This is a genomic window from Enterobacter sp. RHBSTW-00975 (genome assembly GCF_013615235.1).
In the GTDB taxonomy this organism is placed as follows: Bacteria; Pseudomonadota; Gammaproteobacteria; order Enterobacterales; family Enterobacteriaceae; genus Enterobacter; species Enterobacter ludwigii.
Window position 1 is genome coordinate 2,479,626 of the sequence record NZ_CP055883.1, and the last position, 14,064, is coordinate 2,493,689.

Below are 14,064 nucleotides of genomic sequence, written 5' to 3' on the forward strand. Positions count from 1 at the left end.
CATCCTTAGCATTCACGCAGATACGTGAGTGAATCCTGGTAAGCCTGGGCCGGATCGTCGGCGCGGACACGGCACTCATACACCACGTAGCCCTGATAGTTGTCCGCACGAAGCTGCCCGAACAACGTGGCAAAATCCAGCGTCCCGCTGCCAGGCTGATAGCGATGGTTATCGGCGATATGCACATGACCCAGCAGATCCCGGTTGCGATGCAGCGCCTCTGTTAGCGAATCTTCTTCGATATTCATGTGGTAAAAGTCGCCGATGATCTGTACATGTCTGAGCGCGTTTTCTTCGATATAGCGACGCGCATCCGCGAGCGTGTTGATCATGTGATCCTGGTAGCGGTTGAGCGGCTCAAGGTAAACGGTGGTCCCGGTACGCGCCGCCACTTCATCCAGCCAACGCAGCGAAGCACTCACCGCTTCGCGGTCACCCGCCAGGCTGCGTGGAGAGGTCATCGGCGGCAAACGGAAGGTAAACATTCCCCAGGCGGCGGGCACAATAATCCCCTTTCCACCCACTTCAGCCAGTGCTTCCAGGATGCGTTCTATCTGTTTTAATCCGTTCAGACGACGTTCTTCAATGAAGTCACCAATCCAGCCGTCATATCCCCCACAGGCGGTGGTCACAGGCAGGCCCGTGGCGGTGATTGCGGCTTTCACTTCATCGAGATTATCCACCAGCAGTTTGCCGTCAATTTCAAAGCCATCAAAACCCATCGCTTTGATGTACTGGAATTTCTGCAGAATAGAAATCGGGAAAAAGGCCTGGTTTTGCGTTGCGATTTTCATTGATGCTCTCCTTAGCTTAAAAAGTGACGCCCATCTTGATGCTCAGTTCCGGATGCTGATCGACATACTTCATGTAGCTCTCAGCGCTGGTGGTAAAGGTGACAACCGGGTCAATCAGATCTTCGCAGTTCAGATAACCGTTCATCAGCAGTTCCCAGCAGGTCTCTTCAATACGCTTTCGGCTCCAGCGCGGGTAATCCGGGTTGGGTTCGCTGCAGGCGCGCGAGAAAACGATTTTCGCGTTATTGAAGTGGGCTTCACGCCCCAGATTGAACCCTTCTGCGAACGGTTTCGCGAAAGCCACGTAGGCGATCGTTCCACCGTAGGCGAGCCCGCGCAGCGCAGACTGCAATGCATCGGCAAAACCGCTGGTTTCGATAATCACGTCAGCGCCCTGCTTTCCGGTCAGTTTTTTAATCTCCAGACCGACATCGGTGCCAAACGGATTGAGGCAGTAATCGGCCCCGTGACGGCGGGCAATTTCGCAGCGATGTTCGATAGGATCGACACCGATGACGATGGATGCACCGGCTTTTTTCGCCAGCTGAATCGCAATCTGCCCAATGGCACCCAGTCCGACCACAACGACAAAATCCCCTACCCGCACGTTAGCATCACGCACGCCGCTCATGGCGAACTGCGCAGGGTCGTAACAGACGGCATTTTTCCAGGAAGACCCTTGCGGCATTTTGCGCAGCTTGTAGTTATTAACGGCATTCACGATGACCGTCTCCTGCAGCGGCCCATAGCAACAGACACGGTCACCCGTCTGGTACTCCGTCACGTCATCGCCGCATTCGATAATGTCGCCAACAATCATGTTGCCCAGCTGGAACTTACCAAACTCAATGCCCCGTGCCGCGCCCTCTTCACGCGGGGTAAACATCTGCCACTCCGCGTTAAACTCCTCATCAATGAAGGGACTTGCCGCCCGGAAATCTACCACTTCGGTGCCGTGTTTTGGCGCGCCGAAGCGCGCACGAATTTTCACTTCATGGACGGCAACAGGACGATCTTCATATTCCACCAGCGCCGCTACACGAGGCGCTGTCGCAACTAACTTTTTCATGACTGACTCCTAGTTAAAACTGGCCGCCTCAGCCTTTAACGCCACCGGCGGTCAAACCACTTTTGATAAAACGTTCAGACAGTGCGTACATGATGACCACCGGAAGCGCCGTTACCAGCGATGCCGCCATCATCCGACCCCAGATATAATCTGGCGTGCTAAAGAGGGTGTTCAGCCCAACCGGCAAGGTGAAATTGCTCGCGCTGGACAGGAAAATCGATGCAAACAGGTAGTCGTTCCATGCCACCATGAAGCAGTAGACGAACACCGACACGAGGCCGGAAATCGCCAGCGGAACGGTAATGCGGAAGATAATTTGCAGGCGGTTAAGCCCGTCCATCATCGCGGCTTCTTCTATTTCATCCGGAATGGTGTCGAAATAGCTGCGCAGCATAAAGACGGCTGTCGGCAGCGTCTGGGTCACCATGGTGATAATCAGCGCCAGCTCCGTGTCATAGATCCCCAGCGCGGTGATGATTTTGAACAGCGGCACCACCAGCAAAATCCCCGAGAACATATAGACGGTATAAAAACTCGCATTGATCGTCGTGCGTCCTTTAAAACGCAGTTTGGATAACGCGTAAGCCCCCAGCGTGCCGAGAAAAACGGCAATCACCGACGAGGTCAGCGAGACCACCATGCTGTTTCTGAAGTAATCCACAAACGGGAAGATCAGCGGATTAAAGATGTCGATGTAATGCTGCAGCGTCCATGCCTGCGGCAGGATGGTCGGATGGAGCGATATCGCCTCTTTCGCGCTCTTAAGCGAGGTCATTAACATCACAAAGAACGGGAACAGCGTGATGATCAGAAACACCGCCAGCCCCAGATAAAAACCGAGACGGCTCAGTACGCGTTTATTTGTTGCCATTGAGGTTTACCCTTTTTCTGGTCAGCAGAATGACGGCGAAGATGATCACGAACAGCACCACGGAGATGGCAGCGGCTTTCCCGAGGTCATTGAAGGCAAATGCGGTCTTGTAGAGATAGACGCCCAAAATATCGACCTTGGTGGTCAGGAGATAAACATCAGCGAACATATAGAACATCCAGATGGTTCGCAGTGTAATCACCGTGGCCAGCACCGGCATAATGGCGGGCAGCGTGACGATACGAAAACGCTGCCAGGCATTTGCCCCATCCATTTCCGCGGCTTCGTACAGCGATTTATCAATGGTCTGCAATATCGCGAGGAACGAGATAAACGCGTAGGGGAAGTAACGCCAGATGGCGAACAGCACCACCAGTACAAAACTGCTGCCCGGGTTGTCGAACCACAGCGGCGCCTGGTCATACAGGTGCAACAGATCGACACCCAGATAGTTCACAATGCCGTAGCCGTTGTTGAACATGTATTTCCATGCAAACACCAGCGAGATGGATGGTGTGACGTAGGACAAAATCACCAGTGAACGTGCCGTTTTCCGCAGACGAAATTCCCGGTTAAAAAAGAGGGCAACGGCCAGCCCCAGCGCCGTGCTGCCCATCACCACCAGGGCGGTGTACCAGAACGTCATCCACAGGGAGTGCCAGAATGCGCCATCGCTGAGGATACGAACATAGTTATCCAGCCCGACAAACACGGCGCTAATGCGCGGGTTAAGCGGCAAACGTAAAAAGCTGATTTCAATATTGGAAATCATCGGCCAGGCCACCAGGCCCCCCAGCAAAATCAGGCTGGGGGCCAACAGCAGCATGGCGAAAGGCATATCTGAACGACCAGAAAACAACGTCTTCATAATTTCCTTCCGCAGAGCGCTCCTATCGTTGTGAAATCAGGTCAGTCAGTCGCTTTTGGCTGTTGCTTAACGTTGCAGTGAGATCCTGTTGACCTACTGTGACGTTATGCACCATGGAACTGATGATGCCGGACCCCGTTACATCACCCATGCGGGTAAAGTTTTTGTCGCCCACGGCGCCAAATACCTGCACATTCGGGAACTGGGCGATAAGCTCATAGGGAAGTTGACCAAACGCTTTAATGACCTCGTTGTCTTTCCAGGAGTCCGTGCCGACAACCAGTTTGTTCACCGGTAGCGCGGCACCCGGGGACATCATCACCCAGTCAGACGCGTTCTGTGCCTGCTCCATCCAGGTGACAAACTTCTGTGCAGCCTGGGTTTCATCTTCGGTTTGACCGGAGGTGATCGTCAGCGATGTGACCATGCCGTAGACCGCTGAAGACGTTTCAGTCGGAACGACAAAGCCCAGGTTGGCCGGGTTGCCGTCTTTATAAACCGCCGGCAGGATATAGGTGGAATACACCGCCATCGGCGCCGAACCATTCATAAAGGCATCTTTAATCTCCATGACATCGTTCGAGCCCGGCATGGTGGTCGCGGCCAGTGCTTTATAGAACGCCAGCGCGTTCACCATTTCCGGGGTATCAATGTTGATTTTCCCGTTGGCGTCAAAAACGTTCGCGCCACCGGAAAGCGCAAACTGAGAAAACGCCTGCTCGGTCATCACGCTTTCCGCAGTGGGTAGCGCAATGCCATAGCGTTTTTTAGCCGGATCGTTGAGGCGTTGGCTGGCTTTCAGCAGCTGTTCCCAGTTATGCGGCTCCTCAATACCCGCCGCAGCAAGCACATCTTTGTGATACCAGACACCAGACAGCCAGGCGCTGATTGGCACCCCCGTCCAGGCTGAGCCGTCTTCCGTGCGAACGACACGTAAAATTCCGTCATAGAAGGTGTTTTCGCCCACCGCTTTGATGGCGGCGTTGATCGCATCCCGGTCCAGCAGCTGCTCTTTATCCATGACTTTTGCGTAGTCATGGCTGACCTCAATGACCTCGGGCAGCGCACCGGTGCGGGCCAACGTAATCACTTTGGTGTTGTAGGCATCCTCTTCTACCGGTACCTGTTTAACCGTAATCGTCGGGTTCTCTTTCTCGAATTTTTCAATCAGTTTTGTAATTACCGCCTGACGCTCCTGTTCAACTGAGGAGTGCATAAACTCAATGGTGACAGCAGAGGGTTTGTCATCCTTACAGCCTGACAACAAGGCGCACGAAACCAGTGCTGATATCAGCACAATTTTGGGCATATTCATGTTTAAGGTCCTTTTTTAGTTTTCTTTAATCCACAACACCTGCCATGGATTAAGGGTCAGAGTCGTACCAGTAATATCTTTCCCGGCGATCAATTCCCTGCCGGATGGAATATTTGACTCAAGCGTTTGAACGCGATCGCTGAAATTAAATAACGCGGTAACTTTTTCGCCACTTTGCGCAATACGCATTATTTTTAATACATGCTCGCCTGCCGTACTAAAACAAGCCTGACTGTCAGGGTGGAATGCTTTTTCTGCACGCCTCAGGGAGATTAATTCACGCAATCTATAATAGACTGTCTGCCGCAGGCTATTTTCATTCTCAAGTTCACTGTCGATTGCACCGGCGAGGTATTTTTTGCGGTTAATCGCACGGTTATATCCCAGGCGCTCCACGCCCTCATAATCATTACGCGAGCCAAGAATACTTTGAATATAGACGGCAGGCACACCGGGGAAACTCAGGAGTACAGCATGAGCAAGAATAAACCGGGCAATACGGTGATTGTTATCGCAGTCCCTTGTGCTTAACGCATCAAGATAAGTGACATTGATTTCATACGGGCTTCGCGTTCCATCCGGATTGTTTTTCCAGTTGACCAGCGCCCCCTCGGCCTGAAGTTTCTCAACCAGCGAGAGGATCTCAGACTCGGGTAAAATTCCGCGTAACGGATTGAGGCCAATCCCATCATGCGAGGCCAAAAAGTTAAACCAGGTGGTTTTCGTGGAAGGAAGCGTCAACGACGACGCCCACTGACACAGCGCCCGGACATCCTGACGGTGTACCGCATGCAGCACAAGCGGCGGCAAGGAGAACTGATACACCATCTGCGCTTCATTGTTGCCGTCACCAAAGTAGGCAACGTTGTCTTTATGCGGGACATTGGTCTCTGTGATAATCACCGTACCCGGCGCGACAGCCTCGGTAATGGCACGGAAAAGCTGGATAAGCTGGTGGGTTTGTTCCAGATGGATACAGCTCGTTCCGGGTATCTTCCACATAAACCCAACGGCATCCAGACGAATGTAGCGCGCCCCTTCAGTCAGGTAGTGCAGCAGCACGTCTACCATCGCAATCAGAACCTGAGGAGAGGCAAAATTGAGATCGACCTGGTCGCTGCTGAAGGTGGTCCACAGGTGGCGTACGCTGCCATCGTGAAGCGTAAACGGCGTGAGGAGGGGCAAAGCACGCGGTCGCGTGACGGCCGACAGATCCGTTTCAGGGTCAACAGAAATGAAGAAATCGTTATACCCCGGCATTTGCTTAAGGTAATTCGCGAACCATTGACTTTGCGCCGACATGTGATTGCAGACGAAATCAAACATCAAACTGGCTGATTGTTTTAATTCGGCGATGTCCTGCCACGTTCCTGTTTCTGGTGCGACGTCGTGGTAATCAATAACAGAAAAACCGTCGTCAGAAGACCACGGATAAAAAGGTAAAAGATGAACATGTGAAAAGGAGTGAGAGAGCCACTTATTATAAAACCGTGTGAAAACCGGCAGGGCTTTCTCCCCTTCTGCCGAAAACTGATCGGCATACGTAATCAGGACAACATCTTTTTCATCCCACCCCACCTTACGCTTATCTGTAATAACAGAAATCGCGTTATCAATCTTTTCCAGCAACACCGAAAAATGGGTGTCGGAAAATGATTCCCCGTAAACAAGATTAATGATTTCTTTAATTTTAGCCTGCATTTTATTTTCCATGGTAGCGGTCCCAGGGAACGCAATCTACTCCCATGAAAAATATCTGTCAACGGACCGGGACGCAGAAAAAGGCGATTGCAAAGCAGCTCAACGCAGTATTGTGAGCTGCCGCAAAGAAAGAAAGGGAAAGCGAAGAAGTATCGCTAGCCTGCCCCGAAAACGAGAAAGGCTAACGTACGCAGGAATTATTGGGGAAAGTAGCGGCGTGAAAGCCGTTTTGCCACTTTTTGCAGCAGGGGTTCGAGCGCCACAGCCAGCAACATTCTTACCGGCTTGCGGGCAACAGATTTTATCGCCCAACCCGCCACACCTGCCGGGCCGAAACGTAATGCCGTCAGCAGGACCATTTTACCTGCGATTTTCAGGCCGGGTTTTACCTTCTGACCGGCCTGTTGCCAGTTTTGCTTCATGTATATTCTCTCTTAAAGCTGACGAAAACGGCTTCTCAGCGTGAAGGTGTCAGATGTGACATAGCGCTCCATCTCACGTAACCGCTTCTCCCCAGCGGCGAGTTGATCGTCAACCGCGTTGAGAAGATCGTTGCTGGTCGGTGCGCCTTCTGCGGCCAGTTCACCTTCCGGCATCGGGTCGAGTACAAACGACAGCACGATGTACGCCACCAGGGTGATAAACGCCAGACCGAAGAAGATCGACAGCACCGTTACCACGCGAACCAGTTTGACCGGGACATCAAGATAATGAGCCAGTCCGGCACAGACGCCGCGTACCATTCCCTGCTGCGGAATGCGCCACAATTTTTTGTTCAGGTTCAGTCCAGCCATTAACGGTCTCTCCAGTTTGGATGTTCTGCATCGAGGATATCTTCCAGCGCCTGAATGCGTTCGCGCATTTTATTCGCCTGTTCGGTCAGCTGTACGAGACGCTGTTGTTCACTCTGGGAAAGTTCACCACGTGAAGAACGGTTGCTGTAGTGCAGCCATAACCAAATCGGCAGAACAAACAGCACGAAAATGGTCAGGGGAATAGCCAGAAAAAGCGCGCTCATGTGTACTCCTTGTCTTACGATGCGTGGCGGCACGCTCAGGTGCCGCACAAATTATTATTGGTTGTCTTGCTTCATTTTGGCTTTCAGCGCAGCAAGTTGCTCGCTGATTTCATCGTCCGCTTTCAGGTCAGCGAACTGCTGATCCAGTGACTTTTGTTTACCAATGCTGTGACTTTCCGCTTCCGCTTCCATATGGTCGATACGGCGTTCAAACGACTCAAAACGTGCCATTGCTTCATCCAGCTTACCGCTATCCAGCTGGCGACGTACATCGCGGGATGAACTTGCCGCCTGGTGGCGCAATGCCAGCGCCTGCTGACGCGCACGCGTTTCGTTCAGTTTGTTCTCAAGCTCACCAATCTCTTTCTTCATACGCGAAAGCGTATCATCGACCAGTGTGACTTCATGCTCGAGCGTCGCGACCATGTCTGCCAGCTTCTGTTTTTCAATCAGCGCGGCGCGGGCCAGGTCTTCTTTATCTTTACGCAGCGCAAGTTCTGCTTTTTCTTGCCATTCGTTAAGCTGAGCGGTCGCCTGCTCAATGCGGCGCGTTAACTGTTTTTTCTCAGCCAGCGCACGGGCGGAGGTAGAACGCACTTCAACCAGCGTATCTTCCATTTCCTGAATCATCAGGCGCACCAGCTTCTGCGGATCTTCCGCTTTCTCAAGCAGTGAGTTGATATTGGCGTTCACGATGTCGGCGAAACGAGAAAAAATACCCATAATGTGATCCTCATAGTTCTGTTATCGGGCGATGCCCTGCTACATAACTAATACAAATACCGTGCCAAGTTTTTATCTTGTTGATTTTACTTGATGTGGTTGATTTCCAGGCATCGGCACACTATGCTCACCTGGTGAATATCACTAAGGAGTGGTTAATTTCATCATGGCTGGATACAAAGACAATTTACTCGGCGAAGCCAACAGTTTTCTGGAAGTCCTCGAACAGGTCTCCCGTCTCGCGCCGCTCAACAAGCCAGTGCTTATTATCGGTGAGCGCGGCACGGGTAAGGAACTGATTGCTAACCGTCTACATTATTTATCCGGACGCTGGGATGGCCCCTTCATTTCGCTTAACTGCGCGGCGTTGAATGAAAATCTGCTCGACACGGAGCTTTTCGGTCATGAAGCCGGTGCTTTTACCGGTGCCCAAAAACGCCATCCGGGTCGTTTTGAACGCGCCGACGGCGGCACGCTGTTTCTTGATGAACTGGCCACCGCGCCCATGCTGGTACAGGAAAAGCTGCTGCGCGTGATTGAGTATGGCGAGCTGGAGCGCGTCGGCGGTAGCCAGCCGCTGCAGGTCAACGTGCGTCTGGTGTGCGCGACCAATGCCAACCTCCCGCAAATGGTGGCAGAGGATAAATTCCGTGCCGACCTGCTCGACCGGCTGGCCTTTGACGTCGTTCAGCTCCCGCCGCTGCGCGAGCGAAGAAGCGACATCATGCTGCTGGCAGAGCAGTTTGCGATTCAGATGTGTCGCGAGCTCGGCCTGCCGCTTTTTCCGGGGTTCAGCGAGTATGCAAAGGAGACACTCCTCGCTTACCACTGGCCGGGAAATATCCGTGAGCTAAAAAACGTCGTGGAGCGTTCTGTCTATCGCCACGGCAGCAGTGAGACCGAGCTGGATAACATTATTCTCGATCCTTTTCAGCGTAGCCCGCAGCCAGCTTCCGCCCCGCCCGCGTCCGGAGCTTCCCCTGCACTTCCCCTGGATTTGCGGCAGTTCCAGCATGAACAGGAACAACAGCTGCTTGAGCAGAGCCTGAAGATGGCGAAATATAACCAGAAACGGGCGGCTGAACTCCTGGGTCTGACCTACCATCAATTAAGGGCATTGCTCAAAAAGCATCAAATGCGCTGACAATATCAGCACTTACCCGCAGACATTTTTACGAAGCAGGCGTAAGTGCGATACACTTTGCAGATCGAACCTAAAAACCTTAAAAATTATGCGTCTGGTTTTATCGTCCTTCTTTGCACTTGGTCTGTTCAGCAGCCTGGCGTTTGCTGCGCCCGAACCCGCTACGCAACCTGATATTCGCGACAGCGGATTCGTCTATTGCGTAAGCGGTCAGGTTGATACATTTAACCCGCAAAAAGCGGGCAGCGGCCTGATTGTGGATACCCTTGCCGCGCAACTCTATGACCGTCTGCTTGATGTGGATCCCTACACCTACCGTCTGGTGCCAGAGCTTGCCGAAAGCTGGGAAGTCCTGGATAACGGCGCGACCTACCGTTTCCACCTGCGCGATGATGTCGCATTTCAGCACACGCCATGGTTTACCCCAACACGCAAACTGAACGCAGATGATGTGGTCTTTACGTTCCAGCGTATCTTTAACCGTAATCACCCGTGGCATAACGTTAACGGCAGCAATTTCCCCTACTTCGACAGCCTGCAGTTTGCCGATACCGTTAAAAGCGTTCGCAAGCTGGATAACCGCACGGTGGAGTTTTCGCTGAAGCGCCCGGATGCCTCTTTCCTCTGGCACCTGGCCACCCACTATGCGTCCGTTATGTCTGCTGAGTACGCCGCGAACCTGAGCAAAATCGATCGTCAGGAGTTAATCGACCGTCAGCCAGTCGGTACCGGTCCGTTCCAGCTGGCCGAATATCGCTCCGGACAATATATCCGCCTGCAGCGCCATGCGCATTTCTGGCGCGGCACGCCGCTGATGCCACAGGTAGTTGTCGATCTTGGCTCTGGCGGGACGGGGCGTTTATCAAAACTGCTGACCGGGGAGTGCGACGTGCTGGCGTGGCCTGCTGCCAGCCAGCTCACCATTTTGCGCGACGATCCGCGTTTGCGCCTGACGTTACGCCCCGGCATGAACATCGCCTATCTGGCGTTTAATACCGATAAGCCGCCGCTGAACAACCCTGCCGTACGCCACGCGCTGGCGCTGGCCATCAACAACCAGCGTCTGATGCAGTCGATCTATTACGGTACGGCAGAAACCGCCGCCTCTATTTTGCCGCGAGCCTCGTGGGCCTATGACAGTGAAGCTAAAATTACGGAATACAACCCGGCAAAAGCGCGTGAACAGCTGAAAGCGCTGGGGGCGGAAAACCTGACGCTGCAACTCTGGGTACCGACCAGCTCTCAGGCCTGGAACCCAAGCCCGCTGAAGACCGCCGAGCTGTTGCAGGCAGATATGGCGCAGGTGGGGGTGAAAGTGATCATCGTGCCGGTTGAGGGTCGTTTCCAGGAGGCGCGCCTGATGGACATGAACCATGATTTAACCCTGACAGGCTGGGCGACCGACAGTAATGACCCGGACAGCTTCTTCCGTCCGTTGCTGAGCTGTGCGGCGATTAACTCCCAGACCAACTATGCCCACTGGTGCAACCGGGAATTTGACGGCGTGCTGCAAAAAGCGCTGGCGTCCCAACAGCTGGCGTCACGCATAGACGCCTATGATGAAGCGCAGAAGATCCTTGCCGAAGAGCTGCCCGTGCTGCCGCTGGCCTCGTCCCTGCGCCTGCAGGCCTATCGCTATGATATTAAAGGCCTGGTGTTGAGTCCGTTCGGCAACGCCTCCTTCGCCGGCGTATCTCGCGAAAAAGAACAAGAGGTGAAAAAACCATGATCATTTTTACCTTGCGCCGCCTTCTACTGCTGTTGGTGACGCTCTTTTTCCTGACCTTTGTTGGTTTCAGTCTGAGCTATTTCACCCCGCACGCCCCGCTCCAGGGGTCGTCGCTGTGGGATGCGTGGCTCTTCTGGTTTAACGGTCTGCTGCACTGGGATTTCGGTGTTTCAAGCATCAACGGACAGCTCATCTCCGAGCAGTTGAAGGAGGTTTTCCCGGCGACAATGGAGCTGTGCATTCTGGCGTTCGGTTTTGCCTTAATGGTTGGTATTCCGGTAGGGATGCTGGCAGGGATTTATCGCAACAAATGGCAGGATAAATTTATCAGCGCCCTCGCCCTGCTCGGCTTCTCGATCCCGATCTTCTGGCTGGCGCTGCTGCTGACGCTTTTCTTCTCCCTCAACCTGGGCTGGCTGCCGGTTTCTGGCCGTTTTGACCTGTTGTATACGGTAAAAACGGTGACCGGGTTTGCTATCGTTGACGCCTGGCTGTCTGATTCAGCCTGGCGACATGAGATGATCGTCAGCGCCGTACGCCATATGGTCTTGCCGGTACTGACGCTGGCGGTGGCACCGACAACCGAAGTGATCCGCCTGATGCGCCTGAGCACCATCGAGGTGTTCGATCAGAACTATGTCAAAGCGGCCGCCACGCGCGGCTTATCGCGCCTGACTATCTTGCGCCGTAATGTGCTGCATAACGCCCTGCCACCTGTTATCCCGCGACTGGGGCTCCAGTTTTCCACCATGCTCACCCTGGCGATGATTACCGAAATGGTCTTCAGCTGGCCGGGGCTGGGACGATGGTTGATCAACGCTATCCGCCAGCAGGACTACGCCGCCATTTCGGCGGGCGTCATGGTGATTGGCTCTCTGGTGATTATTGTTAACGTGATTTCCGATATTTTGGGTGCTATGGCCAACCCGTTGAAGCATAAGGAATGGTATGCCCTACGATAACGTATACAGTGAAAAGCGCACGCCCGGTGCGCTGCGTACCGTGTGGCGTAAATTCTATGGTGACACCACGGCAATGATTGGCCTTTATGGCTTCGCCGGGCTGGTGTTGCTCTGCGTTTTTGGCTCCTGGTTTGCGCCCTATGGTATTGATCAGCAGTTCCTTGGCTATCAGCTGCTGCCCCCATCCTGGTCGCGCTACGGTGAGGTCTCTTTCTTCCTCGGTACGGACGACCTCGGGCGTGACGTATTGAGCCGCCTGTTGAGCGGCGCGGCGCCGACGGTCGGCGGTGCATTTGTGGTGACGTTTGCTGCCACCATCTGCGGTCTGGCGCTCGGCATCTTTGCCGGGTCGACGCATGGCCTGCGCTCGGCGGCACTGAACCACATTCTCGACACCCTGCTCTCTATTCCGTCCCTGCTGCTGGCCATTATTGTGGTGGCGTTTGTCGGGCCACACCTGTCGCATGCCATGTTCGCGGTCTGGCTGGCGATCCTCCCTCGCATCGTGCGTTCGGTATACAGCATGGTGCATGACGAACTGGAAAAAGAGTATGTCGTCGCAGCTCGCCTGGACGGTGCAACAACCTTAAACATCCTTTGGTTTGCCGTACTGCCGAACATCGCTGCCGGGCTGGTCACGGAGATCACCCGCGCCCTGTCGATGGCGATTCTGGACATCGCGGCGCTCGGTTTTCTCGATCTCGGCGCGCAGCTGCCGTCGCCTGAATGGGGCGCGATGCTCGGTGACGCGCTCGAGCTTATCTACGTTGCGCCGTGGACGGTCATGTTACCGGGCGCAGCCATTATGGTGAGTGTGCTACTTGTCAACCTGCTGGGCGATGGTATACGCCGTGCAATTAATGCGGGGGTGCAATAATGCCGCTTCTTGATATTCGCAACCTGACCATCGAGTTCAAAACCGGTGAAGGCTGGGTGAAAGCCGTCGATCGCATCAGTATCACCCTTGCTGAGGGTGAAATTCGTGGGCTGGTGGGTGAATCCGGTTCAGGGAAAAGCCTGATCGCCAAAGCCATCTGTGGTGTGGCGAAGGATAACTGGCGCGTTACCGCTGACCGTATGCGTTTTGATGATATCGACCTGCAACGCCTTTCTCCTCGCGAGCGTCGCAAGCTGGTCGGCCATAACGTATCGATGATTTTCCAGGAGCCGCAATCCTGTCTTGACCCGTCCGAGCGCGTGGGCAAACAGCTGATGCAGAACATTCCCGGGTGGACCTATAAAGGCCGCTGGTGGCAACGGTTTGGCTGGCGTAAGCGTCGTGCTATTGAGCTGTTGCACCGCGTCGGGATCAAAGATCATAAAGATGCCATGCGCAGTTTTCCGTACGAACTGACCGACGGTGAGTGTCAGAAAGTGATGATTGCCATCGCGCTGGCCAATCAGCCGCGTCTGCTGATTGCGGATGAACCGACCAACGCGATGGAACCGACCACGCAGGCGCAGATTTTCCGCCTGCTGACGCGTCTGAACCAGAACAACAACACCACCATTTTGTTAATCAGTCACGACCTGCAAATGCTCAGCAAATGGGCTGATAAGATTGATGTGATGTACTGCGGGCAGACGGTCGAAACCGCCCCGAGTGAAGACCTCATCACCGCGCCGCATCATCCGTATACGCAGGCGCTGATCCGCGCCATTCCAGATTTTGGCAGCGCCATGCCGCACAAGAGTCGCCTGAATACCCTGCCCGGGGCTATCCCGCTACTGGAGTCCTTGCCGATTGGCTGTCGTCTGGGGCCGCGGTGCCCGTATGCGCAGCGTAAATGTATTGAGACGCCACGCCTGACAGGGGCTAAAAATCATCTATATGCCTGTCATTTCCCGCTGAACATGGAGAGAGAGTGAA

Annotated in this window: 15 protein-coding genes; 5 read left to right on the forward strand and 10 right to left on the reverse strand. The window is 54.0% G+C overall.

Annotation, left to right across the window (positions count from 1 at the left end):
* Positions 1-5: 5 nt before the first annotated feature.
* The 10 genes from HV340_RS11865 to pspA all read right to left on the reverse strand — a co-directional run bounded on the left by HV340_RS11865 (position 6) and on the right by pspA (position 8,359).
* Positions 6-794: a sugar phosphate isomerase/epimerase gene (locus HV340_RS11865; protein WP_181216002.1), complete on the reverse strand. Its 789-nt coding sequence runs from the start codon at positions 792-794 to the stop codon at positions 6-8.
* A 16-nt stretch (positions 795-810) separates the two neighbouring features.
* The gene (locus tag HV340_RS11870) at positions 811-1,863 is read right to left on the reverse strand and encodes a zinc-binding alcohol dehydrogenase (RefSeq protein WP_047356413.1); all 1,053 of its coding nucleotides are present in this window, start codon (positions 1,861-1,863) and stop codon (positions 811-813) included.
* Between the two features lie 28 nt (positions 1,864-1,891).
* Positions 1,892-2,734: a carbohydrate ABC transporter permease gene (locus HV340_RS11875; RefSeq protein ID WP_020882460.1), complete on the reverse strand. Its 843-nt coding sequence runs from the start codon at positions 2,732-2,734 to the stop codon at positions 1,892-1,894.
* Positions 2,721-3,602, reverse strand: coding sequence for a sugar ABC transporter permease (locus tag HV340_RS11880; protein WP_025204014.1), 882 nt, complete (start codon positions 3,600-3,602; stop codon positions 2,721-2,723). Before HV340_RS11880 ends, HV340_RS11875 begins: the two co-directional genes overlap by 14 nt.
* Positions 3,603-3,624: 22 nt before the next feature.
* Positions 3,625-4,917: an ABC transporter substrate-binding protein gene (locus HV340_RS11885; protein WP_020882458.1), complete on the reverse strand. Its 1,293-nt coding sequence runs from the start codon at positions 4,915-4,917 to the stop codon at positions 3,625-3,627.
* 15 nt (positions 4,918-4,932) lie between these two features.
* Positions 4,933-6,630 carry a sugar phosphorylase gene (locus HV340_RS11890; RefSeq protein ID WP_272755281.1) on the reverse strand — a complete coding sequence of 566 codons (1,698 nt, stop codon included), beginning with the start codon at positions 6,628-6,630 and terminating at the stop codon, positions 4,933-4,935.
* Between the two features lie 185 nt (positions 6,631-6,815).
* On the reverse strand, positions 6,816-7,040 hold the full coding sequence (pspD, locus tag HV340_RS11895; RefSeq protein ID WP_181216003.1) for a phage shock protein PspD: 225 nt from the start codon (positions 7,038-7,040) through the stop codon (positions 6,816-6,818).
* Between the two features lie 12 nt (positions 7,041-7,052).
* Positions 7,053-7,412, reverse strand: coding sequence for an envelope stress response membrane protein PspC (gene pspC, locus HV340_RS11900; RefSeq protein ID WP_014170343.1), 360 nt, complete (start codon positions 7,410-7,412; stop codon positions 7,053-7,055).
* Positions 7,412-7,636: an envelope stress response membrane protein PspB gene (pspB, locus tag HV340_RS11905; protein WP_025204011.1), complete on the reverse strand. Its 225-nt coding sequence runs from the start codon at positions 7,634-7,636 to the stop codon at positions 7,412-7,414. The genes pspC and pspB overlap by 1 nt, the downstream gene beginning before the upstream one ends.
* A gap of 54 nt (positions 7,637-7,690) precedes the next feature.
* On the reverse strand, positions 7,691-8,359 hold the full coding sequence (gene pspA / locus HV340_RS11910) for a phage shock protein PspA (protein ID WP_014170345.1): 669 nt from the start codon (positions 8,357-8,359) through the stop codon (positions 7,691-7,693).
* A gap of 166 nt (positions 8,360-8,525) precedes the next feature.
* Here pspA and pspF point away from each other — a divergent pair, with 166 nt between their 5' ends.
* The 5 genes from pspF (at position 8,526) to sapD (ending at position 14,063) form a co-directional block, all read left to right on the forward strand.
* Complete coding sequence (pspF, locus tag HV340_RS11915; RefSeq protein ID WP_032680894.1) at positions 8,526-9,503, forward strand: phage shock protein operon transcriptional activator; 978 nt, start codon at positions 8,526-8,528, stop codon at positions 9,501-9,503.
* 88 nt (positions 9,504-9,591) lie between these two features.
* The gene (gene sapA / locus HV340_RS11920; protein ID WP_020882454.1) at positions 9,592-11,232 is read left to right on the forward strand and encodes an ABC transporter substrate-binding protein SapA; all 1,641 of its coding nucleotides are present in this window, start codon (positions 9,592-9,594) and stop codon (positions 11,230-11,232) included.
* The gene (sapB, locus tag HV340_RS11925; RefSeq protein WP_014170348.1) at positions 11,229-12,194 is read left to right on the forward strand and encodes a putrescine export ABC transporter permease SapB; all 966 of its coding nucleotides are present in this window, start codon (positions 11,229-11,231) and stop codon (positions 12,192-12,194) included. The genes sapA and sapB overlap by 4 nt, the downstream gene beginning before the upstream one ends.
* Positions 12,181-13,071, forward strand: a complete 891-nt coding sequence (gene sapC, locus HV340_RS11930) for a putrescine export ABC transporter permease SapC (RefSeq protein WP_014170349.1) — start codon at positions 12,181-12,183, stop codon at positions 13,069-13,071. The genes sapB and sapC overlap by 14 nt, the downstream gene beginning before the upstream one ends.
* Positions 13,071-14,063, forward strand: coding sequence for a putrescine export ABC transporter ATP-binding protein SapD (sapD, locus tag HV340_RS11935; RefSeq protein WP_014170350.1), 993 nt, complete (start codon positions 13,071-13,073; stop codon positions 14,061-14,063). Before sapC ends, sapD begins: the two co-directional genes overlap by 1 nt.
* The last annotated feature ends 1 nt before the right edge of the window (position 14,064 follow it).